Source organism: Hungatella sp. SB206, from assembly GCF_051132295.1.
Lineage (GTDB): Bacteria > Bacillota > Clostridia > Lachnospirales > Lachnospiraceae > Hungatella > Hungatella effluvii.
Window position 1 is genome coordinate 1106312 of sequence record NZ_CP096603.1, and the last position, 24251, is coordinate 1130562.

Below are 24251 nucleotides of genomic sequence, written 5' to 3' on the forward strand. Positions count from 1 at the left end.
AGGTTATTTACATGAGCAAGGAATACGATGATGAGTTAGACCGAGCTTCCGGCCCGAATGGGCGGAGCAGGGCCAGAAACAGTGAACACGGAACTTCGGAAGATGCTTACTATCTGGATGATGACTTAAGTACCGCAGGATATAGCGATGCGGACGGTGACACATATGGAAGACAGCAGACGGGAAGACCCATGGGCCGCCCGTCTGAGAGTGCGCAGGGAAATGGCCGGCCTTCCGCAGGTACCGGCAGAACATCAGGAAACGGCGGACCGCAGGGCGGGAACTCCAGAGTTCAGGGCAACAGCGGAATGCAGGGCGGCAGCGCCAGAACAGCAGGAAGTGCCGGTGCACAGGGAGGAAACTCCAGGACCGCAGGAAACGGCGGAATGCAGGGAGGAAACTCCAGGACCGCAGGAAACGGCGGAATGCAGGGCGGGAACTCCAGAGCCGCAGGAAACGGCGGAATGCAGGGAGGAAACTCCAGGACCGCAGGAAACGGCGGAATGCAGGGAGGAAACTCCAGGACCGCAGGAAACGGCGGAATGCAGGGAGGGAACTCCAGAGCCGCAGGAAACGGCGGAATGCAGGGAGGAAACTCCAGAGCCGCAGGAAATGGCGGAATGCAGGGAGGAAACTCCAGAGCCGCAGGAAATGGCGGAATGCAGGACGGAAACGTCAGGCAATCCGGAAATGGCGTATCCCAGGGCGGAACTGCCAGGAATGCAGGAAACGGTGCGTCGCAGGGCAGTTTAGGAAACGGATCGAGGAATGCAGGAAACGGACAGACCCAGGGTGGTATGAGACAGGCCCAAGCGGCGGGTAATGGAAATGGCAGGGCCCGACAGGAAGGCGGAAGACCGGACGGAGGAAATCCGGTTCAGGGCGGAATGTCGAGAACAACTGGAAGACCTTCCGGGAATGGACAGCCTCAGGGCGGCGCCGGGAGATCCTCAGGAACCTCCGGCTATGAGCCGAGGCGTCAGACGCTTCAGGGAACCTCGCTTCAGATCGGTGACGGCGGAAGCGGTTCAGGCGGAATGGGAGGAAGGAAGCCTCAGGACGCAGCAAACCGGACAGCAGCAAGCCGTTCGGCGGCACAGGCAGCGAAGAAGAAAAAAATCAGAAGAATCATTGTTACGGCAGTCGCGGAAGTGCTGACACTGATTTGCATTGGGTTTTATGGTTATGCGCTGCGATTAAATAGTTCCCTGATTCATTCCAATGATTTTGACAAGAGCAAGGTTAAGAATACAGAACTGCCTGTCGCTAAGACGGAGCATATGCAGGGATATATGACAATTGCTGTGTTTGGTGTAGACAGCAGAGATGGAAACGTACATAAGGGAACGAATACCGACGTGATCATGCTCTGCAACATCAACCGCGATACGGGAGAGATTAAGCTGGTATCCGTTTTCCGTGATACGTATTTAAACACCAGCAGCGGCGGAACTTATAATAAAATCAATTCCGCCTATGCGAACGGCGGCGCCGAGCAGGCGCTGGCGGCACTGAACCGGAACCTGGATTTAAATATCGAAGACTATGTGACCTTTAACTGGAAATCTGTGGCAGATGGCATCAATATGCTGGGCGGTATCGATGGAATCGATATCAGTAAGGCAGAATTCCGCTACATCAATTCCTTTATTACTGAGACTGTACAAAAGACCGGCGTGCCGTCCACTCAGCTTAAGTCGGCGGGTGTCCAGCATCTGGATGGAATCCAGGCAGTTGCTTATGGCCGTCTCCGTCTGATGGATACGGACTATGCCAGAACTGAGCGCCAGCGTCTGGTTATTCAGAAGGCATTTGAAAAAGCAAAACAGGCCGATCTCGGCCTTTTGAACCGGATTCTTCTGATGGAAGTGGAACAGGTCGAGACATCACTGTCATTCAGCGATTTAACCAGCTTGATTCTCGATATCGGCAAATACCATATCGGTGAAACCGGCGGCTTCCCATTTGCCCGGGATTCCATGATTATGGGTAAGAAGGGAGACTGTGTTATTCCTCAGACGCTGGAGTCGAATGTAACGGAACTCCACAAATTCCTGTATGGAGAAGAGGGGTATCAGACAACCGATTTGGTTAAGAAGATCAGTGCAAAGATCTCGGCTGATTCCGGTATGTATAAAAAGGGAGTCAGTGTAGATCATGTTCCGACGGATCAGGGATACGTTCCAAAAGAGACGAAGGAGACGGATGAGACAAAGAAATCGACGAAGGAATCCGATGAGATTGACGAGCGGGAGTCCACATCAGAGGGCATATCGATTGAGGAGACGGATGAGAACGGAGATCCTGTAAAGCCGACGAAACCGGGAGAGACGACGGCGGATGGCACGAAGCCAACGAAACCGGGAGAGACCACGGCAGACGGTACGAAGCCGACGAAACCAGGGGAAACCACGGCAGACGGCACGAAACCGACCAGTTCGACGAAACCGGGAGAAACCACGGCGGATGGCACGAAGCCAACCAGTCCGACGAAACCGGGGGAGACGACATCGGCGGTTAAACCTTCCTCACCGGGAGATGAGACCACGGAATCGTCAGATTCCAGCACGGGACCTGGTGTAAAGCCTACGACGGCGCCTCATGAGTCCACCAGCGCACCGGAGACGACATCTCCGGGACCGGGCGGTTCAGCAGGGCCAGGAGGCGGAGGAACCGTACAGCCGGGGGGTTCAGGGAACGATGATGTAATCACGGTACCACCTCCAAACGCAGCATAAAGCATACTTAAGACATTAAAAAAGACATCTTTCAGGACTTTAGAAGCCCGGAAGATGTCTTTTTTTGCGATTTTCACATATTCAATATAATTTTATCACAAAATAGTCACATTTCATTGATAGACTTCAAATATCAAAAGAAAACAAAGGAAACAGGAAAGGGGATAGTTTTATGTATAACGAAAATGAAAACAACGATCTGGGCCGTACGACTCCTGAAGAACATAAAGAAGAACCTATTACAACGAACTTTACAATGAGAGATCCGGATCCGGAAGAAGCAGCACGTGAAAGCAGCTATGAGAGTAAAGGAACTCAGCCGGAGTACACAAGACAGGAGAGCCGTTCCGTATATGGACAGCAGCCGTATACGGAAAACCAGAGTCAGGGAATGAATCAGAGTCAGGGAATGAACCAGACTCATAATCAGCAGGCATACAGACCTTCGCAGCCGATGGGACAGAACCCATACCAGAGCGGCCAGAATGCATATCAGAGCAGCCAGAGCGGCCAGAATGCATATCAGGGCAGCCAGAGCGAACAGAACGCATATCAGGGCAGCCAGAGCGAACAGAACGCATATCAGGGCAGCCAGAACGGTCAAAATCAAAACGCATACCGTTCCTCCTATGGTTATCAGCAGACGTCACAGAATCAGCAGTCCTATGGCGGGCAGCAGGGAATTCCACATTATCAGGAACACCAGTATCAGAGAATGGCACAGGGACCCGTTCCGGAAGGACCGAAGCCGCCGAAGAGGAAATCAGGCTTTGCAAAGAGAGCGGCAGCGGTTGTGGGCGCAGCCCTGGTATTCGGGGTGGTAGCCGGAAGTACCATGGTTGGAATCAACTGGGCGGCTGGCAGCTATAATCAGAGAAATCAGGTGGAAATCAGCCAGGCTGAGACGCTCCCGTCATCAGATGGTTCAGCGGCCGCATCTTCAGACAGCACATTAGGCCAGGTAAGTGGAACGGCTGCCAATATGGACGTATCCGCGATTGTTGATAAGGCAATGCCGTCAGTCGTTGCCATTACGAGCAAGGTAATCTATGAGAGCCAGACATTCTTCGGCCCGATGCAGAGAGAGGGCGTAGGCAGCGGCTCCGGTATTATTGTAGGAAAGAATGATGATGAACTTCTGATCGTGACAAATAATCACGTGGTACAGGGTGCCGAGGAGTTGAAGGTAACCTTTATCGACCAGACTCCTGTGGATGCCGCGATCAAAGGAACAGACGCCGACAGCGATTTAGCAGTGATTGCAGTAGCACTTAAGGACATTCCGTCCGATACACTGAGTCAGATCGCCATTGCCAGCCTCGGCAACTCCGATAACATCAAGGTAGGCCAGGGCGTTGTGGCAATCGGTAATGCACTCGGTTACGGTCAGTCCGTAACAGTCGGATATATCAGCGCACTTGACCGTACTGTACAGACAGAAGACGGCGTGAGCAGGGATCTTCTTCAGACAGATGCAGCCATCAACCCGGGCAACAGCGGCGGCGCACTTTTAAATATGCAGGGTGAAGTAGTTGGTATTAACTCAGCCAAATACTCTTCGACAGAAGTAGAAGGCATGGGATATGCAATTCCGATTTCCAAAGCTCAAAATATTATTGACACTTTGATGACAAGGAAGACCAGGACTCAGGTGGCAGACACGGAGCAGGGATATTTAGGCGTCCAGATCAAGAATATTGACGCGGCAACCAGCCAGCAGCTTGGCATGCCGCAGGGCGTTTTCATTTATAAGATCGTGGAAGGCGGCGCAGCTTCCAAGTCTGACCTCCGCGAAAAAGATATCATAACAAAATTTGACGGACAGAGCATCAAAACATACGATGATTTAACCAACATGCTGAAATACTATGAGGGTGGAACAACCGTTACCGTAACGGTACAGTCTCTGGAAAATGGTCAGTATGTGGAGAGAAATGTAGATATTACACTGGATAAGAAACCGGCAGAAAATTCCGTGAACTGATAAGGGAGAGACCGGATGGTTCAGAAAAGTGACAGCGTGCAGGCGCGCGGAGAAGGCTGAAAGAGTCTTCCCCGCGCGTTTTTTTGATTGGCTGGGAAAATTCGTCTTATGAAATAAAACCTTTCGGGGATGCACACTGCGCGCTAAGGAGATATGGCCGCTGAAGCGACTGTGCTCCGGCGCGCGTCCGGTTTGTCGAACTTTTTGTCCCAGCGCTTTACCATGTTACGGAAAAGAATGGAAGGAAGTTGTTAAAAAAGTCTAAAATGCGGCAGTGCTCTTGTAGGATGAAAGTAAATGATTTATAATGAACAGGTGCGCCGGCAGTGAAATACGGCGGACAGAACGATAACGAATAATGATAACACATAGCGATAACATATAACGACAACATATAACAATCACATATAACTTAACATATAAAAGGAGAATAAATTTTGGAAGATAAAGAATATCTGGAAGAGACAAAGGACAGAGACGAGGGCGGCAAGGCTGTTTCGGAAGAAGCGGGAAAGACGCCTGTAAAGGACGATGACGAGTATGAGAAGATCTGTTACGTCTGCCGCAGACCGGAGAGTAAGACCGGCCCCATGGTTACCATGGGCGGGATGAATCTCTGCCATGACTGTATGCAGAAGGCATTTGACTCGGTGACACAGGGAGGATTTGACCTGTCGAAGATTCAGAATATGCCTTACATGAACTTAAACTTAAGTGAGTTTGGCAATCTGAATAATCAGGATGTGGAGATTCCGAAGAAGCAGAAGATCAAAAAAAGGACTCCCGAGGCGAAGAAGCCGGAGTTTGATTTAAAGGATATACCGGCGCCCCATGTGATCAAACAGAGACTGGATGAGTACGTGATCGGACAGGAACAGGCCAAGAAGGTGATTTCTGTTGCGGTTTACAACCACTATAAGCGTGTTTTCCTGGTAGATTCCGACAAGAGAGATGACGAAGGAAACGTACAGATCGAGAAATCCAACATTCTGATGATCGGGCCGACAGGAAGCGGAAAGACGTATCTTGTAAAGACTCTGGCGAAGCTTCTGGACGTGCCTCTGGCGATCGCGGACGCCACCTCATTAACGGAGGCCGGTTACATAGGCGACGATATCGAGAGCGTGGTCTCCAAGCTTCTGGCCGCGGCCGACAACGATGTGGACCGGGCGCAGCGCGGCATCATCTTTATCGATGAGATTGATAAGATCGCGAAGAAGAAAAATACCAACAGCCGGGACGTGAGCGGTGAATCGGTTCAGCAGGAGCTTTTAAAGCTTCTCGAGGGCAGCAATGTGGAGGTACCGGTTGGCTCCAACCAGAAGAATGCCCTCACACCCATGACCACCGTCAGCACGGATAATATCTTATTTATCTGCGGCGGAGCGTTCCCGGATCTGGAGGACATTATTAAGGAGCGATTGACGAATAAGTCTTCCATCGGATTCGCAGCAGAGCTTAAGGATAAGTTTGATAAGGATCCTAATATTTTAGGCCGTGTGGTGAACGAGGATTTGAGAAAATTCGGCATGATTCCGGAGTTCCTGGGCCGTCTGCCGATTACGGTTACCCTGCAGTCGCTGACAAAGGAGCTGTTGGTGAGAATTTTAAAGGAACCGAGAAATGCCATATTAAAGCAGTATGAGAAGCTGCTGGAACTGGATGAAGTAAAGCTTGTATTTGAAGACGACGCACTGGAATGGATTGCAGAGCAGGCCATGAAAAAAGAAACCGGAGCCAGGGCCCTTCGTAGCATTATCGAGGATTTCATGCTGGATATCATGTATGAAATCCCGAAGGACCCCGAGATCGGTTCCGTCGTCATTACGAGAGCATACCTCGATAAAAACGGAGGTCCTCTCATACGTATGAGAGGCTATTATTGATTTACTCTCTGATACGTAAAAAGGTCTGATAGAGATCCAGCGTACCGTATCCCCACTCCCGGTTGGGATAGGTGTAGGCTGGATTTCTGTTTGCCCCCCGGATTAAATAGGCGCGTACACTGGCATCGCTCATAGCAGGATTGTTGCCCCGGACGATACCCCAGGTGAAGAGGTCGGCCACCGCTCCTGCTACATGGGCCGCAGCCACGGAGGAGCCGGTGCGCCGTGTCATGGGGAAGGTGTCACCGGTTCCTCCCGGCGACAGTCCGGGACCGTAGACGTTGACACCAGGGGCGGCCAGGTCCGGCTTAATTAAACCGCCCCGGGAATATCCCCTGCTGGAGTGGATGTAGATGCTGTTATTTGTGTGGTTATAAGTACTGACCGTGATGGGAACCGCCGCATTGGCCGGCTCCGTGATCGTGGTGTCAGGGTCGGAACGCAAAAAAAAGGTATCCTCATTGATGAAACCCTGTACGGGAAGCCACATATGAAAGATTCCGGTGATGAATAAGGAATTGTAGACGCGGACGTGCCAGATTCCGGCGGTCGGCGCGTCGAAGCGCATCAGGACAAATTGACTGCCGGAACCGATATCAGAGGTTCGGTAATTGACTGTAATGACAGTCTGTTCAAGCGTAAACGGGACGGTGATCTCTTCCCCGAGGCCGATCGGAAGCCGGGGAATCGCTTCGCCTGTAGGGGAGACAAAGCCAACTGTATAGAGCTCCGGCTCCGTTGCCCACAGCTCAAGAAAAAAGCCGCGTTCTCCGCTGGCCACCCGAATTTCCACATCTTCGTATTCCTGGCTGCTCAGCAGCCGTCCCATATAATGGTGGCGGAGTCCAGCTTCGTTGCCGGCTGGAAGAACGGCGGAGACCCCCACGATGCGTCCAATGTTGTTTAAGACCAGCCCGAGAGGCGAAGTACCGTCGTGACTCCCGTAATTCGTGCCCAGGCCGATATAAATGACGAGGGGAAGGCCCTGCCGAAGGGCTAACAGCTCCAGATATTTGATTCCCATCATGATATCATTTTCCTGATAGGCTATGGCATCTTCGGGAAGTAAGTAGAAATCGCGGAGGTACTGTTTGGCAGGTTTCAGTTTTACGACGCCGATGGAACAGTTTGGGGCAGCGCCTGTAAAGTCCTCGTTAGCAGTTGCACCCCCTGCCGCTATACCTGCCATAAAGGTTCCGTGTCCTGACGTATCCATAGAAGAAACAATGGAGAGCGGATCAGGAGAACGGAGCGCCTCGTCGATCTGGGATTTTAGGAATTCCTGTCCATAGGAGAAGCTCATGGCCGGCAGAGTGGCCGGTATTCCAAATGGAGCATCCGTAGTCCCCGTGGGTGCGGGAAGTGTCTGGTCCCAGATGCCGAGAATTCTGGAGGTGCCATCCGGAAGCCGGAACAGTGGATTTCGATAGTCGATTCCGGTATCGATGAAACCGATCATGGTGCCTTCCCCGCGGAGATTCAGTGTCGGCTGCTCAAAATTCTGGATAATGCCGGAGGCTTCCATGCTTGTAGTATCGAGCAGGGTATAGAGCGTAGGAATGGCAAAATACGTATATTTTTTTGTGGTGATAGGAAGGAGCGGTTCCAGTGGACTATATACAACTGCAAATTCCTGATCTACATAATCAATACAGCCCGCCTCCTGTTGAAGCCGAATATCTTCCGGAGAACTGTTGTTGTGACGGATGATAAAGTCCCCGTACTCTTCTGAGGCGGGATTAAAATCACAGACTGGCATGAAAAAAACTCCCACATTCTTTTTAGTAATGTATGCAGGTTCAGGGGCGGGAATTACTGGACTATGGATAAAAAACATAGTAAAATGGAGATAATAAAGACGGAAGGAGTGTGCGTCATGGTATTTATCGGTATCATCGTGCTGCTGGCAGCAGTGGATCTCTGTATAAAGAAGGCGATTGAAGAGCAGGAGGAATCCTCCTTTCCAAAGGAACTGAACGGAACGGGAGGCAAAATTATGTTGCACAAGAACCACAATCCCGGGTTTTCCTTTGGATTTTTAAAAGAGAGACCGGAATATGTGAAGATGGTTCCTCTCGCCGTGGCTTCGTTCATCGGCGGCGGCCTCGCGTGGATGCTGCCTAAGAAGGGAAACCTCGCGGATAAGATTGCCTTATCAGTGACGCTTGGCGGCGCTGTCAGCAACTTATACGACCGCCTGGTGAGAGACTATGTGGTGGACTATTTCAGTATTCAGTGTGGCAGATTAAAACGGGTTGTATTCAACTTAGGTGATATGTTTATCTTCTTCGGAGCGGGAATGATGCTGGTTCTGGAGATGATAAGAGCCTGGAAAGAACGCTAAATTAAGGGATAAAGCGGCCGCCTTATTGACACGGCCGCTTTTCTATTGTAGAATCAACAGTAAAATATAAAACAATAGGAGTTGATTTTTTTGGATTCAAGTGACTATATACAGTTGCTTATTTTGATTCTGTTAATTGGATTGTCTGCATTTTTCTCTTCCGCGGAGACTGCGCTTACCACGGTGAATAAGATTCGGATCAGAAACCTGGCGGAGGCGGGCGACAAGAGCGCCGTTACGCTGACGAAGGTTCTCGAGGATCAGGGTAAGATGCTGAGCGCGATTCTTGTCGGTAACAACGTTGTGAACCTGACCGCTTCCTCCATGTCCACGACACTGGCCATGAATATCTGGAGCAATAAGGCGGTTGGTATTGCAACCGGCGTTCTGACGCTGGTTATTCTGGTATTCGGTGAGATATCACCGAAGACGATTTCCACTCTGTATTCTGAGAAGATTTCATTAAAATATGCGAAGATCATCTATATGTTCATGACAGTCATGACACCGGTGATTTATGCGGTTAATGTGCTGTCCTCCGGATTTCTGCGCCTTGTCCATGTGGACCCCAACCGGAAACAGGAGGCCATCACCGAGGATGAACTGCGTACCATCGTGGAAGTGAGCCACGAAGAGGGCGTGATCGAATCGGAAGAGAAGAAGATTATTAATAATGTGTTTGATTTCGGCGATTCCGTGGCAAAGGACATCATGGTTCCGAGAATTGATATGGCCATGGTGGAGGTCGGCGCCACCTACGATGAGCTGATTGATATTTTCCGTGAGGAAAAATATACGCGTATGCCCGTATACGAGGAGACGACGGACAACGTAATCGGTATCATCAACATGAAGGATGTACTCCTCATCGATCGGAATGAAGAATTTCATGTCCGTGACCTGCTCCGTGAACCGCTCTATACATATGAGTATAAGAACACGGCGGAGCTGATGGTGGAGATGCGCCAGACCAGCAACAACATGATCATCGTCCTGGATGAGTATGGCGCTACGGCCGGTATGATTACGCTGGAGGACTTACTGGAAGAGATTGTCGGTGAGATCCGGGATGAGTACGACGAGGATGAAGAACAGGAGCTGGTGGAAGTCGGCCCTGGAGAATATGTGGTGGAAGGCTCCATGAAGCTGGATGATTTAAACGACCAGCTGGATCTGGAACTGGAATCCGAGGACTATGATTCGATCGGCGGCCTGATTATCGGGCAGCTGGACCGCCTTCCGGAAGAAGGCGAGAGCGTCGTCTGTGACGGAATCCGCCTGGTTGTGGACAGGCTGGACAAGAACCGGATCGACCGGGTGCACATGTATCTTCCGAAGGAGCAGAACGTTGACGCGTAGGGAGGCAGCAGTATGAAGGTGATTTATCATATCGATGAGATGGACCGGTGGCCCCTGGTGCTTGGGAATGTCAGGAACATGACCGCTTACTATCATGAGCAGAAGGAGAGCTACACCATCGAAGTGCTGGCCAACTCGGCCGCGGTGAGCGGGTATGCAGTGATTTCACCGGAGCATGAAGACGCCATGAAGGCCCTGGCAGGAGAAGGCGTGGTATTCGCCGCCTGCAGCAATGCCCTGAAAGGGAACGCCATGACGAAGGATGATATCTTTGATTTTATCACCGTGGTTCCGGCCGGCGTGGTGGAACTGGCGGCGAGGCAGGCCGAAGGGTATGCCTATATCAGGCCATAACAAAAAAAGAGAGTGCCGGAGACGCGGCCCGTGGAGCAGATTAAGCTCCATAAGCCGATGTCTCCGGCACTCTTTTTTTAGTGAAACGGTAAAGTTTCGCTCATGCGCTGCCCCGTATCTCTCCAAAACGGGGATAATCAGCTGATCATCCCGCCGATGGTCCCGCTGGCCGCGCAGATAGCCATGGTGGTGAGAATCTGGTTCATCGTTCCGTTCAGCCCCTTGTTTAACAGGAAGGAGACGGCTAGAAGCACCAGGAAATAGACGAGTCCCAGCGTCAGCCCCCAGAAAAAGCGGCGCTGCCGTATGCTCTTTCCCATGATGAGTCCGCCGACTAAACAGGTGATGATGTAGACCGCGTTGACACCGATGCGGATCTGTCCCTCCTTTAAGCGGAATTTATAGAGGGCAAAGGCCAGAACAACCAGGAGAATTCCGGTCAGTATGTACGAGATGAGCAGGGTTTTTAAGGTAGCCTGCAGCTTTGATTTTTCCATTTGTTTTTCCCCCAATCTTGTCTTCTGGTTCAGTATATTCTGGGGGAGAGGGGGTTATTCATAGAAAATTATCGGTCAACCTGCGAAGGCGATATTCCGAAATACCGTTTAAAGCATTTGGAAAAGTAAAAGGCGTCCTGGTAACCCGTCTTTTCGGCCACGGCTGCGATGGAGAGGCGGCCGCCTGCAAGTAAGTCCCAGGCGTGTTCCATGCGGCATTTCGTAATGTACTGCATGACGGAGTACTGCCGGATCCGCTTAAAATTGCGGCTTAGATAGGCGGGACTGATTAACAGGGCCGATGCGATATACTGGAGTCCCATGTCTGCATTGCTGTATTCGCGCTCGATCAGTTCCGCCGCCTGGACCACGATTTGCTGAATCATGGGGATATCGTCCAGTTCCTGGCTGCCGGGCAGGGAGAGAAAGAGATTCATAAACTTCTCCTCGATTTCTCCCAGGCTGCATCCATGGTAGATGATTCCCGCCGCGGTGTAGGCGGAGCCGCTGTCTTCCTCGAAGAGCCCGATTCCGTTGTGGACCGCGTACTCGATGGCCGCAGAGAGCAGGGCGGAGAGTGCGGATTCCAGCGCGGGCAGGGAGAACTGCTCCTGTCCGATGATCTGAAAGGCGGTGCGGAGACTGCTTACAATGAATTCGTGATCCTTCTTTAAAAGGCCGCAGGAGATTCCGCGTATGGCGGTGTTCAGCTGTTCCAGGGCCTGTTTTTCCGGGAGGCGGGTGTGAAAGGTGCCGCCATCCGACTCATAGACGGTCCGGAAGGTGAAGAACTGAAGCGCAGTCTGGTAGGCGGAATGGATCGAGGGCGCCAGGCCGTCATTACCATATCCGTAGCCGCACACAATGTCTCTGGAAAAATTCTCCCGGGCAGCGGAGGATAAGCGTTCCAGAAAATGATCCGGTCCGGCGGACAGCTGCGCCTGCGGCAGGATAAGGACCTGATGGCTGTAAGCATCCGTCACCTGGATGCATCCGGATTTGCCGGACAGAAGGCAGCCGGAGAGGTTGCCCAGTGCTGTCTGAAAGGCGGCGCGCTCCTGGCAGGAAAGGCTGTGAATAACCTTGGGCCGGCCGTCTGAGACGATAACGGTGCAGGGGACGTCTTGAAGCACTCCGAATTCTCTTAACTGGGCGCTCTCGGAGACGGAGGCATGGCCGGAGAAGATGTTCTGGAAAAATGTGTTCTTTTCGGCGTGTTCCGCGATGAGTCTAGCCTCCTGCCAGGCCAGCCGCTCCTGCTTTATGTGGTTGTTCTTATCGAGAGTCTCCCTGATTTCCGTGATGGACCGGATCAGCTCGTCCGTGTCGATCGGCTTTAACAGGTAATTGGTCACATTGCAGGCGATGGCCTGTCTGGCATATTCGAAGGTGGCGAAGCCTGACAGGATGATGAATTTAATCTGGCTGTTCTGTTCCTTCATCATGCGGAGAAGCTCCAGCCCGTTGGCGCCCGGCATGGAAATGTCCAGGATAACCAGATCGACAGGTGTCGCCTCCAGAAAACGAAGGGCCTGATCGACATTGGCAGCTTCGCCGGCACATTCGAAGCCGTACTCCTTCCAGGGAATACAGAGCCTGATCCGCTGCCTGACAAAGTACTCGTCATCGACGATTAAGAATTGATAGGTCATATGATAAATCCTTTCTAAAGGGGAGGTTCCGGCTGCTGTGAGATCCGTATCGTGATGACGGTCCCCTCTGAAATCCGGGAAGTAACCAGGATGTCTGCCACGGCGAAATACAGCTTCAGCCGTTTCTTGATACTCTGAATTCCAAAGGAACTCCGTTCCTCCGAGAATATCTGGCTGTTCAGCCGGACGACAGTCTCTTCGTCCATTCCGCTTCCATTGTCCGCGATCCGCAGGCAGATGAGGGAGTCCTCCTGATATCCGGTGATTGTAATCAGACCCGCCCGGTCGGAGGTGAACAGCTGCAGCCCGTGAATGATGGAATTTTCCACCAGGGGCTGGAGTGTGAGCTTCGGAATGCTGCAGGAGAGAACCTCCGGCTCCAGGCTGGTCTCAAAATAGAAACAGCCCGGATACCGTTTCTGCATAATCTTTAAGTAACCGCAGGTGATCTTTAATTCCTGCTCCAGCGTGATGATCTCCTTGCCTTTGCCCAGCGTGTCCCGGTAGAAGCTGGAGATAAGGCTGACAAGGCCGATGGCCTCGCTCTTGTTGTTCATCTCGATCATGCCGCAGAGCGTTTCCAGCGTATTGTATAAGAAATGAGGCTGCATCTGAAGCTGGAGATAGGAGAGCTCATAGCGCCGCTTTCGTTCATTTTCACGGTGGACGCGGGACAGCAGGTCCTGGGTGTTCCTGGCCATCTGGTTGATCTGCCCGGCCAGCAGGCTGATTTCATCGGTACGCCCCTCCTGGGTGGAGATCCGCACGCTATAGTCGCCGTCCGACATGGAACGGACATTGGAGATGATCTGGTTGACCGGGAGCATGATCTTTCTGGTGGAGTACCGGAACAGAAAGAACGTAAAAATGCTGGAAATAATCCCGATGGCAAGGATAACGGACACGAGAGACCGGGAATCATGGTAAACCAGGGATTCCGGCGTGAGGGCAAACAGGTTTAAGTCCTTTTCCGGCTGGAAGGTGCATAAATACCTGGTGGAATCCAGTGTGATGGTGCTGCCTGTCGTTAAGAGAGCGCCGTCCGCAAAGACGTCTGTCACCATATTTCCCTGCATGCCGTCTTTGGTACCGGCGCAGATGAGTCCGTTTTTATCTGTGATCATGAAGATTTCATCCTCTGAGAAGAAGCCGTTGTAGATCTCGCGGATCTGGGACGGCGATACGGTCAGTGCAAAAAATCCCAGAGGTTCGCCGGTGAAGGCATAGGATTTCTTTAGACAGGTAAAGGTTAAATTGCCTCCTGGATACGGGGCCGCGGGCTCGTGGATATACCAGAAAGATTTTTGGGAGGAATGGAAGAATTCCTCCCGGACCTCCTGGGGCACCTCGATTTTGACAGAGGGCTGCGCCCCGTAGTTGTCCTGATAAAAGAAGGAGCCATCCCAGCTGTAGTAGCTGATGGATTCCACCGCGCTCTGGGTGGAAAGAAATTCCACGAGATAGGAGGAAAAGGAGGCAGCCTCCATGTGTTCCTCATAGGGGGAATTGTCCCCTTTCTTTGCCGCCTCGTAGCGGGCGGCCTGGTTCAGGGTCAGAAGCAGCGATTCATTTTCAATTCGGTCGAGTATCTGTTCGAAGCGTTCTCCGGCAAAGTCCAGCTTCTGGATACAGCTGTCCAGCGACTTCTTTTTCAGGATGGAATTGCTGTACTGTCCGATGGAACACGCGATGCAGGTGATGACAACGATGAGAATGATGGTGTACATAAAGGTGAATTTTGACTCCAGCCTTGAAAAATATCCTTTTCCGGTCACGAAAACCTCCTTATCCGTGGTACACAGTGTTAATAAGAAAATGATACTGCACGGGTTTTGCAAAGTCAACATGGACGCAGGAAAAGCAAAAAAGTCCAGAAATGACAAAATATTACATGCCTGGCCCGGAGCTTCGGACGGCAGGTATGCAGGGGAAGCGCGGCGGGATGCCGTCTGTGCAAAAATTTCCAGATAAAAACTCAAAAAGAACTATGGGAGCGGAGCGCCGCTTATGATAAACTTTAGTAAGCAAAAAACAAACAAGTGAAGAAGAAGGGGGATTACTTATGAAGAAAAGAATGACAGCGCTGTTTCTGACAGCGGCCATGGCAGCGGCGGTGGCCGGATGCAGCCAGAAGACCACGGAAGTGAAGGACACTTCGGCAGCGGCCGTCTCCAGCGAGGCCAAGCAGGAGGAGGGGACGAAAGCGTCTGCGGATGGCAAGGAGAGCCAGGCTGCAGGGGAGAAGGTGAAGATTTCCTATTTATCGCGTTTTACGAATCCGGAGCTGCCGCGTGCCAAGTATTACATGGAGAAGCTGGAGGAATTCCGGGCGGCTAACCCGGATATCGAGGTGGAGGATGTATCGATCGCCGACGCGGAATCGTATAAGAGCAGCTTAAAGGCGTCTGTCGCAGCAGGCAGCCCGCCAACACTTTTTATCTGTTCCGACGCATTCCCGCATTACGACTGGGCGAAAAACGGTGTCATCAAGGATCTGACGCCCATGATCGAATCTGCTGACTGGACCGGACCTGCAGATGAAGGCGTCTTCGGATCCTTCTCCTTTGAACGAAAAGGGCTGGAAGGCATATACGGAGTGCCGAATTCCGTTATCGGTTCCCCTGTCTATGTCAATACGAAGCTGTTAAAAGAGCATGGAATCGAGACACCGAAGACATGGGAAGACGTGCTGGCGATGACGGAGAAATTAAAAGAAGCCGATCCATCGATCGTTCCGTTCTCCATGGCTGCAAAGACGAAAGCCGATTTAGGCCGTTTCTTCAGCGAACTGGCGGTTCGCATGAATGGCCTGGAATTCAGGGACAGATTTATCAACCATGAGGTGAAGTGGAGTGATCCCGAGATGATGGCCGTGTTGAATAAAATGAAGGAATTCATCGATGCAGGCGTATTCGGCAGGGATGCGATCTCCTATGAGGTAGAGAATAATATCACATCCTTCGGCGAAGGAAAGATCGCCATGCTTTTTACGGCCAGCTACTACTTCGACCGTTTCAACGGAATGGATTTTGCGGATCAGATTGACTGCGTCAATTTCCCGTATCTCGAGAGCGCGCCGGAGAATAAGGACATCTGGTTTGCTTCCACCAGCGAGGGCTTCTGTATTTCCGCGGAACCGGGTACGCCGGAGTATGACGCGGCCTGTAAGCTGATGAGCTTCATGCTCTCCAAGGAGACCTTTGAGGGATATGCGGAAGTGGCCGGAGGAGGCGTCTATCCAGTGGATATCGATTACGACACGTCGAAGTCTCCGAATCCCATGAAGACCTTTATGGAGGGGTATGCGACGAGAAGTGATACAACCGATATTATGGCAGCCTATTTGGATGATGCCAGCGTGATTAATATTACGAATACGGAGCTTCAGACCATGTTTGTGGAGCGGCCGGTGGAAGATATCGCAAAGACACTCGACACAGAGTACGCAAAACTGTTTCCGCAGTAAGAAAGGCGGGGGATCGATTTGTTAATAAAAGTCCGGGGCAAAAAGTACCGGCCGGAAGCATTTTTTATGATCGCTCCGGTTATCCTGCTCTACACCTTCGTAATTATCTATCCGCTCGGCAATATGGTGTTTACATCGTTTTTCGAATGGAACGGAATTCCCGCCGATCCGTACCGGTTTGTGGGAATCGGAAATTACGTGACATTTTTCCAGGACTATACGACTAAGACGGCGTTTATCAATCTGGGAATCCTGTGTGTGACAGGCCTGTTTGTGACAATTCCCGTCTCGCTGTTTCTGGCGACGGTGGTGAGCAAAAAGTTTTTTGGAATCAGATTTGTTAAAACGTGTTATTTTTTGCCGGTCGTGATCAATAGAATCGCCATCTGCCTGATGTTTACCTTTATCATGCTGCCGGGACAGGGACCTGTCCCGGTGCTGTTAAAGGAGCTGGGGATCGCGGAGCATTTTAATCTGTTTAACGACATTCACACCGCCATGTGGGGAGTGGCGCTGGTGAACATGTGGAGCAACGTGGGATTTCAGATGATTATCTTTTCCTCGGGCATGGCGGCTATTTCAGAAGACGTGTATGAGGCGGCGGCCATGGATGGCGTTACTCCGTGGCAGCGCCTGATCTATATCACGCTTCCTCAGCTGAAGCCGACCTTTAAGATCGTGGTGGTATTTGTGCTGACAGGCGCGTTCAAGGTCTTTGATTTTATCATGGGACTAACGGGCGGCGGCCCGGGGTATGCCACGGATGTGCCTAATACGCTGCTGTATAAGAATGCATTTACCTACAGTAAATTCGGATATGCCAACGCCATCGCTGTGATTATGATTGTGCTCTGTCTCGTGATCACGGTCGTGACGAACCGCGTGTTTGCTGAACGGACAGGAGAATAGGGGGAAAACCGTGAAAAAGAGAAAAATTACACCGGGTGGGCTCATCTATGCCTGCGCCGCGGGCATATGGCTGATTACCACGATTTTTCCGCTTTACTTTGCGATACTGTCCTCGTTTAAGGACGACCAGACCATTTTTGCCGATTTCTTCGCGCTGCCGCAGCGGTTTGGGCTGGATAACTATATTTCAGCGGAGAAGATGGTCCACATCCTGCGGGCCACTGCCAACTCGCTTCTCCTGTCGGCCGGTTCGATCTGCCTGATGCTGGGCGTATCCATAATGGGCGCCTATGTGACGGCCAGGAAGCGGATACCGGGAAGCGAGGGGGTGACGCTCTTCCTGATCGCGGCCATGATGATACCGATTCAGAGCGCCATTGTTCCCATTGTCCAGATGGTCAGCGCCATCGGACAGAGGAATAATCTGTTTGTGCTGATGGTCATTTATGCCGGAATCAATCTTTCGATGGTGTTTTTTATTCTGAAGGGGTACATCGAAGGAATCCCGAAGGAGCTGGACGAGGCGGCCATGATAGACGGTGCTTCCCTGTTTCAGACGCTTCTGAGGGTCATTGTCCCGGTGGCGAAACCGGCCCTTTCCACGTGTGCAATTACATCGTTTCTGTTTATCTATAACGAGCTGCCGATTGCCAATGTCCTGATAACGAAGCCGCAGTTAAAACCCATATCGGTGGCGCTGTTAAACCTGAAGGGGGATTTCGGTACACTGTACGCCGTGAGCTTTGCATCGATTGTAATCAGCATAATTCCGACGGTCGTCTTTTATCTGATTGCGCAGGAGAAGGTGGAGAGCAGCATCTGCAGCGGCGTTGTAAAAGGGTAACAGAGGGTGTAAAAGGAGTAACAGAGGATGTAAAAGGAGCAACAGAGGGGGTAAAGGAGTAACAGAAGGTGTAAATGGGGATGAGCACCAGAACGTGATGAGCAGAAAAAACGGAGAAGGATGAAGGAGATACAGATGGACAGGATTAAAATAACAGAATACAAAACGAGAGGCGGGATGAACGTGGGCGCCGCGTTTGAAAAGCTGTATAACGATATCCTGAAGGGGGATACGGATGAGGCGGTTTCCACCGCTTTTGATCTATACAGAACGAGTCCGGTCATGCTGGAGGAGCTTTGGAAGCAGCTGGAGACGGCGGCGGTCTGTGCCGTGGGTCTGGCGGAGCCGGGAGCGCTGGCTTATGTATACAATTTGAGATGCATCTGCTATCACACGGAGCCGTATATGCCGGACGCAGGCGGGATGCAGGCGCTGAGCTTTATCCAGGCCATCCGGTATCTGTGCGCCTGTGAGAAGGAGCCGTCTCTGGAGGCGGAGATTAAAAGAGTCCAGGATTCCTGTCAGGCCGGCGTGTACGCGGAGATTCCTGATTTTGCGAAGGATCACCACAACCATGCGGGAAGGGAACTGGGCCATACGCCGCTGGATTTCCTGTATCCCGATGGAGGGAGCAGAGTGGTGCCGGAGGCAGAGGGAGCGGAGCCGTATAAAAAACGGCTGATCGAGCTGTTGACGCCCATTTACGGCGGGGAACATCCGAGGCCGTTCCGTTCGGACGCCTATAATCATTTCTATGAGATGGAATCGCCTCATGGTCTCAATCTGGAGCTCCTTCAGTCGGCGTTTCAAAAGAGCATCCGCCGGGCGCTGGAGCGGGAAGCGCTGATGCTGGCGTACGAGGCTTTCATAAGCGGCAGTGAGATGGAGGCGTATCTCTGGGAACGGATCGTCATCATGTCGGTGGAGGATATCGGCATGGGAGAACCGGAATGCAGCCGTTTTATGTACGCCTATTGCCGGGTGAAGGACCAGTTTGCGGACCGGCCCGAAGAGAGACTTGGACTCCTGATGCAGGCGGTCCGGATTCTATGCAGCTGTCCGAAGGAACGCGGAACGGAGCTGATCAAGGGCATTCTGGTTCAGGAATGTAAAAATGGAGACAGGAAGTAAAATTTCTCAGGGAAGAGTGACAGGAGAACCGGTATGGGAAGGAAAGCATTGGTTTTTGGAAGCTTTGTGGCAGATATCATGGCACGGGCGCCCCATTTGCCTGCACCGAAGGAGACGGTGATGGGGCATGGATTTAAGATCGGTCCGGGAGGCAAGGGCTTCAATCAGGCTATGGCTGCACATAAGGCGGGAGCGGACGTGAAGCTTGTCACAAAGCTGGGGACGGACCACTTTGCCGAAATAGCGGAGAATACCATGAAACAGCTGGGCATGGACCGGTCGGGCGTATTTGTGACAGAGGAGTGCGATACAGGCTGTGCGCTGATCCTTGTGGGAGAGGACAGCGGCCAGAATGAGATCGTGGTGGTGCCGGGAGCCTGCCTCACATTTTCGGAGCCGGAGGTGGAGACGGTGAAGCGTCTGACCGATGAAAAAGGCTGCGATTATGTGCTGATGCAGTTGGAGACGAACAGCGGCGCGGTGTATGACGTGGCGGAACATGCGGCCCTGAACGGGAAGCGCGTCATCTTAAATCCCGCTCCGGCGGCTGCGGTTCCGGAACATGTGTGGAAATGGATCGATATCGTGACGCCGAATGAGGTGGAGGCAGAGTATTACACGGGAATACCCGTCTGCTCCGGGGAGAGCGCAGAAGAGGCCGCACAGTGGTTTCACAGGCGGGGCGTCCGTCATGTCATTATCACCATGGGGGACAGAGGTGCCTACCTCTCTGTTAATGGAGCCGGACAGATGGTTCCGCCCTTCTGCGTGACGGCAGTGGATACGACAGGGGCCGGGGACGCCTTTAATGGCGGGCTGTTAGCCGCGTTATCCGAGGGGAAAGACCTGACGCAGGCGGTCGTATTCGCCAGCGCCGCGGCCGCTCTGTCGGTTGGTCGGATCGGGACGGCACCATCCATGCCGGAGAGGGAGGAAATCCTCTCTTTGCTGAAAAACGTGCGGAAATAATCGAAAAGAAGACAGGACCAGTTTTGGAAGAATATCAGCGGGAGCTTCAGCTGCCGGTTCTTCCTTAACTGGCCCTTTTGTGTGGGAGATTCTGCATTTCTGGCAAACGATAGGAAGAAAGTATGGCATTTGCCCCGATTTTTGCTTATAATGAAGTTAATTTACCAGGGGGATTTTACATGAACGATAAATTGACTTATGAGCTGAGTGATAAAGAGTACAAAGAGTTTATCCATTGGTTTCACGGAACGTATGTGAAAATGCGAAAAGCAGGGCCGGGAAGAAATGATTTTTCCTGTCTGAAGGAACCTGTGGAGATGACCGTGAAGGAAGAGATAATCCATGCCAGGAGCGGTGCGTGTGAAGCATATATTCTGTACGGCGCCATAGAGCGGCTTTACAAGCTGGAAACGCTTTTCGTATTTTACGATATGATGCGCTTTTGGGCGGTGCCGAAGCGTCTGCTGGGAAGAGAAGAAGAGGCAATCGCATGGCGGGCGGATTTTGAGCGCCGGATTAAGGAAATGGGGAAGATGCGGATTTCCTTTCAGGAGGCGGCCGATATCTGCGCGGACAGCAGATTTGCACCCTGCCGGTATATCAGGCAGATTGAGGAAGTGAAGGCAGAGTATGGCCTTTTGCGCGTCAGCAGAAGGGAGATGGAACACTTAAGGAAGCTGGGCACGTTTCCGTACCGCATGATTGGGGAGCAGATGGTGGCAGCAGGACGGAGAGGTCTGATAGAAATTACGGAACGCGCGGCTGTGATTCATCCTTATGAGAACATCACCGGTGTATTTTACACAAAACAGACGCTGTATCTTGCGGAAAAAGAGGGGGAAGGCCTGCTGCTGCCTCTTGGCGCGCTGGGAGGAATGGAGGGGGCCGAGGCGCTGATGCGTGTCTGTGACGCCCGATGCCGATTCAACAATCCCGCGTTTCGCCTGAAAAAGAAGTCTGTGCCGCTTACGGTGAGATGGAATATTCCGGGGAAGGCCGCGGCGGCGATATGCGGTGTGGCGGCGGTGGCAGCAGGCGCCATGATTTTAGGGGCGCTGAATGGTGTGAATGGGAGCGGAGGAATAAAAACGTCAGTTTTTGGAGCACCGATGACAGGCTCCGGAGAGAGGGCGGCTGATTCCGGAGAAGTAAGCGGCAGTGAGCTGCTCGTGGTTATCCCGGATGACGCGGTATTTGATGCAGTTACGGAGGATGGCTCCTTTGTATCTTCGTCAATGTTCTACCGGATCACTCTTCCCGGGGGCGGCTGGGAGATCAGTCAGGACCAGTATAATTCTTTCGATGCCCTGCGTTCGGACTGGGGACAGGTCAGTGTGACAGGCGGGCTGTCCAGTGCATATGAGGGGTATGACGTAACGGAGATGCTGCCGAAGTCAAAGGCGGAATATATTGCCAAGACTTACGGTGGCGCCGCGGCCTTCGATTCGGAGGTGGAGGTGATCGATTATAACCTGGAAAAATCCGGGGAGTGGACGATCGTGAGCCGTGAAATACGGAGTAAAGACGGGGATGGTGTCCGGCACGTGATCGGACTCGATGTCTACGGACCGAAACGGTATTATTCCCTGAGCATTACGCCGGAACGTGAAGATGATGTGAGCCTGCAGACGGCAAGAGCAGTACGGGATTCCTTCCGGGCCGCCGATACATCGGTGGGAATCTGCAGATCCATGGAAGAGAAGATATTTCACGGATACTACGGCGATAATGTCTATATGACCAGCTGTCTCGTGCTGATGGATCATGCCATGAGTGATGAGGAGATCGCAGAGAAGCTCAGGGAAGTGAAGAAGATCCGTAATGGGGCCTATCCTTTGTCAGGGGACGCACTGGCGGTCAGAACGCCGGAAAGCAAGTGGCTGGGGATCGATTGTCCGTCACTCCAGCAGAACTGTACCAAAGAGGCGGCGAAGGCGGTGGCGCGCATCTTTCAGTCGGAGGTGATTCTTTACGATGAGTTTGACGGAGACCTACTGATGGTGGCCTACTCTGACGCGGATCAGAAACATGCGTATGAGAGGGCCGCAGCCAACGGGCCGTGGATTCTTGAGTCGGAATTTCAGATCTACGGCAAGGAACAGAACTTCCCGGAGGATCTGTTGAAATATATGGATATCTCCAAAGAGGAGGCGGAGGCGATCTGGAAGGACAGCAGCTACGTGTTCCAGATGGAAAAATGGGTGGAACTCGTGGGGCATATGACGAAAATGCCCGTGCCGGAGGAATTTGTCGGGTTTCATGGAGCCGAGGCGCTGGACGAGGCGTTTCGTGTGGTTAAAGAGTGATGGGGGAGTGTGATGGTGCTGAATCTGTCTTGCCTGTTTTCAGAAATCCCCGTAATCCCGGGGGCGTTTTACCTTGCACTCCTTAAAAACATGTGGTATAATCTCAAAGAATTAGGTAAATACAGGAGGTGTAAGAATGAAACACGTTAAGACATTAAATTCCAGCACATTAAAGGAATCTATGAAAAAAGGCGGTTGTGGCGAGTGCCAGACTTCCTGTCAGTCAGCCTGCAAGACATCCTGTACGGTGGGCAACCAGAGCTGCGAGAACAGCAATAGATAGTATGCCGGAATATGAGGCAGATGAGTGAAAAGACCCCTACGGTCGTAAGGACGGTAGGGGTTACTTCGCTTGTCTGCCCAAAACTCGTTTATGGCGTTAAAATATTGTTAAGACAAGGAGAACATTTCAGTGATTCATCAATATATCAATAATGGCTTCCATATTATCATGGATGTCAACAGCGGTTCTGTTCACAGCGTCGATCCAGTGATGTATGACGCGGTCGCGATTGTGGCGGAGCGCGTACCGGAGCTTGCCGAACCAGAGAAGCTTTCGGAAGAAGTGGCGCGGGAAGTGATGGAGCGTCTATCCCCTACATATGGAGAAGCCGAGGTTCAGGAGGCATTGGATGAGATCCAGTACCTAATCGACGCGGAAGAGCTTTTAACCACGGACCAGTATCACGATTACGTGGTGGATTTCAAGAAGCGTAAGACCGTAGTCAAGGCGCTCTGTCTCCATATTGCCCATGACTGCAATCTTGCCTGTCAGTACTGCTTTGCGGAAGAGGGCGAGTACCACGGCCGCAGGGCGCTTATGAGTTTCGAGGTGGGAAAGAAGGCGCTGGATTTTCTGATTGCGAATTCCGGGAACCGCAGAAACTTAGAGGTGGACTTCTTCGGAGGCGAGCCTTTAATGAACTGGGAAGTTGTAAAGCAGTTGGTTGAATACGGCCGTTCAAAAGAGAAAGAATATAATAAGAACTTCCGTTTTACCATGACGACCAACGGCGTTTTGTTAAACGACGAAATCATGGATTACTGCAACCGTGAGATGAGCAACGTCGTATTGAGTCTCGACGGCCGCAAGGAAGTCAACGATAAGATGCGTCCGTTCCGGGGCGGTAAGGGAAGCTTCGATTTAATCGTGCCCAAGTTCCAGAAGTTTGCCGAGATGAGAGGCGACCGGGATTATTACGTCCGCGGAACATTTACCCGTCATAATCTGGATTTCTCCAAAGACGTGACGGAATTTGCAGATTTGGGCTTCCGCAGTATGTCGATCGAACCGGTGGTGGCAAAGCCGGAGGAAGAGTATGCCATCAGGGAGGAAGATCTCCCGCAGATCATGGAAGAGTATGACCATCTTGCCGAAGAGTACATCAAACGGAAAAAAGAGGGCCGGGGCTTTAATTTCTTCCATTTCAACATCGATTTAAATCAGGGACCATGTGTTGCCAAGAGGCTTTCAGGCTGTGGTTCCGGAACGGAGTACTTAGCGGTGACTCCGTGGGGTGATCTTTATCCCTGCCACCAGTTTGTCGGCCAGGAAGAATTCCTTCTCGGCAATGTCGATACAGGTGTGACCAACGAACGTATCCGCGATGAATTCAAGCTCTGCAACGTCTATGCGAAGGACAAGTGCAGGGATTGTTTCGCGAGATTCTACTGCAGCGGCGGCTGCGCGGCCAATTCTTATAATTTCCATGGGAGCATTACCGATGCGTATGACATCGGCTGCGCAATGCAGAAGAAGAGGATCGAATGCGCCATCATGATTAAAGCGGCTTTGGCTGAAGACTAAAATTA

Annotated in this window: 18 protein-coding genes; 14 read left to right on the top strand and 4 right to left on the bottom strand. The window is 51.9% G+C overall.

Annotated elements, in window-relative coordinates; genetic code table 11:
* Positions 1-11 precede the first annotated feature (11 nt).
* The 3 genes from M1L66_RS04825 (at position 12) to clpX (ending at position 6608) form a co-directional block, all read left to right on the top strand.
* Positions 12-2738: an LCP family protein gene (locus M1L66_RS04825; protein ID WP_434691324.1), complete on the top strand. Its 2727-nt coding sequence runs from the start codon at positions 12-14 to the stop codon at positions 2736-2738.
* A 172-nt stretch (positions 2739-2910) separates the two neighbouring features.
* Positions 2911-4722, top strand: a complete 1812-nt coding sequence (locus M1L66_RS04830) for a trypsin-like peptidase domain-containing protein (RefSeq protein WP_270467509.1) — start codon at positions 2911-2913, stop codon at positions 4720-4722.
* 437 nt (positions 4723-5159) lie between these two features.
* Positions 5160-6608 (top strand): ATP-dependent Clp protease ATP-binding subunit ClpX, encoded by a 1449-nt coding sequence (gene clpX, locus M1L66_RS04835; protein ID WP_117634450.1) that lies wholly within the window; start codon positions 5160-5162, stop codon positions 6606-6608.
* Position 6609: 1 nt separating this feature from the next.
* Here clpX and M1L66_RS04840 read toward each other — a convergent pair whose 3' ends face one another.
* Positions 6610-8367: a S8 family peptidase gene (locus M1L66_RS04840; RefSeq protein WP_117634452.1), complete on the bottom strand. Its 1758-nt coding sequence runs from the start codon at positions 8365-8367 to the stop codon at positions 6610-6612.
* Positions 8368-8484: 117 nt separating this feature from the next.
* Here M1L66_RS04840 and M1L66_RS04845 point away from each other — a divergent pair, with 117 nt between their 5' ends.
* The 3 genes from M1L66_RS04845 (at position 8485) to M1L66_RS04855 (ending at position 10665) form a co-directional block, all read left to right on the top strand.
* Positions 8485-8952: a signal peptidase II gene (locus tag M1L66_RS04845; RefSeq protein WP_002601580.1), complete on the top strand. Its 468-nt coding sequence runs from the start codon at positions 8485-8487 to the stop codon at positions 8950-8952.
* A 90-nt stretch (positions 8953-9042) separates the two neighbouring features.
* On the top strand, positions 9043-10311 hold the full coding sequence (locus M1L66_RS04850; RefSeq protein ID WP_110325042.1) for an HlyC/CorC family transporter: 1269 nt from the start codon (positions 9043-9045) through the stop codon (positions 10309-10311).
* Positions 10312-10323: 12 nt separating this feature from the next.
* On the top strand, positions 10324-10665 hold the full coding sequence (locus M1L66_RS04855; RefSeq protein WP_117634454.1) for a DsrE family protein: 342 nt from the start codon (positions 10324-10326) through the stop codon (positions 10663-10665).
* Positions 10666-10802: 137 nt separating this feature from the next.
* Here M1L66_RS04855 and M1L66_RS04860 read toward each other — a convergent pair whose 3' ends face one another.
* From M1L66_RS04860 to M1L66_RS04870, 3 genes are all read right to left on the bottom strand, one after another.
* A complete protein-coding gene (locus tag M1L66_RS04860) occupies positions 10803-11162 on the bottom strand; it encodes a TIGR04086 family membrane protein (protein WP_002601577.1) in 360 nt (119 codons plus the stop codon).
* 68 nt (positions 11163-11230) lie between these two features.
* The gene (locus M1L66_RS04865; protein WP_117634455.1) at positions 11231-12814 is read right to left on the bottom strand and encodes a response regulator; all 1584 of its coding nucleotides are present in this window, start codon (positions 12812-12814) and stop codon (positions 11231-11233) included.
* 14 nt (positions 12815-12828) lie between these two features.
* Entirely contained in the window at positions 12829-14589 is a 1761-nt protein-coding gene (locus M1L66_RS04870) for a cache domain-containing sensor histidine kinase (RefSeq protein WP_243008339.1), read from the bottom strand.
* Between the two features lie 287 nt (positions 14590-14876).
* Here M1L66_RS04870 and M1L66_RS04875 point away from each other — a divergent pair, with 287 nt between their 5' ends.
* The 8 genes from M1L66_RS04875 to scfB all read left to right on the top strand — a co-directional run bounded on the left by M1L66_RS04875 (position 14877) and on the right by scfB (position 24246).
* A complete protein-coding gene (locus M1L66_RS04875; protein ID WP_117634457.1) occupies positions 14877-16280 on the top strand; it encodes an ABC transporter substrate-binding protein in 1404 nt (467 codons plus the stop codon).
* Positions 16281-16298: 18 nt separating this feature from the next.
* On the top strand, positions 16299-17189 hold the full coding sequence (locus M1L66_RS04880; RefSeq protein WP_243008340.1) for a carbohydrate ABC transporter permease: 891 nt from the start codon (positions 16299-16301) through the stop codon (positions 17187-17189).
* A 10-nt stretch (positions 17190-17199) separates the two neighbouring features.
* Entirely contained in the window at positions 17200-18033 is an 834-nt protein-coding gene (locus M1L66_RS04885; RefSeq protein WP_055654928.1) for a carbohydrate ABC transporter permease, read from the top strand.
* A gap of 135 nt (positions 18034-18168) precedes the next feature.
* Positions 18169-19164, top strand: a complete 996-nt coding sequence (locus tag M1L66_RS04890) for a hypothetical protein (RefSeq protein ID WP_117634461.1) — start codon at positions 18169-18171, stop codon at positions 19162-19164.
* A gap of 33 nt (positions 19165-19197) precedes the next feature.
* The gene (gene rbsK / locus M1L66_RS04895) at positions 19198-20133 is read left to right on the top strand and encodes a ribokinase (RefSeq protein WP_434691334.1); all 936 of its coding nucleotides are present in this window, start codon (positions 19198-19200) and stop codon (positions 20131-20133) included.
* A 179-nt stretch (positions 20134-20312) separates the two neighbouring features.
* Complete coding sequence (locus M1L66_RS04900) at positions 20313-22439, top strand: hypothetical protein (RefSeq protein ID WP_243008341.1); 2127 nt, start codon at positions 20313-20315, stop codon at positions 22437-22439.
* Positions 22440-22575: 136 nt separating this feature from the next.
* Positions 22576-22722: a six-cysteine ranthipeptide SCIFF gene (scfA, locus tag M1L66_RS04905; protein WP_002601553.1), complete on the top strand. Its 147-nt coding sequence runs from the start codon at positions 22576-22578 to the stop codon at positions 22720-22722.
* A gap of 129 nt (positions 22723-22851) precedes the next feature.
* On the top strand, positions 22852-24246 hold the full coding sequence (gene scfB, locus M1L66_RS04910; RefSeq protein ID WP_002601552.1) for a thioether cross-link-forming SCIFF peptide maturase: 1395 nt from the start codon (positions 22852-22854) through the stop codon (positions 24244-24246).
* Positions 24247-24251 lie beyond the last annotated feature (5 nt).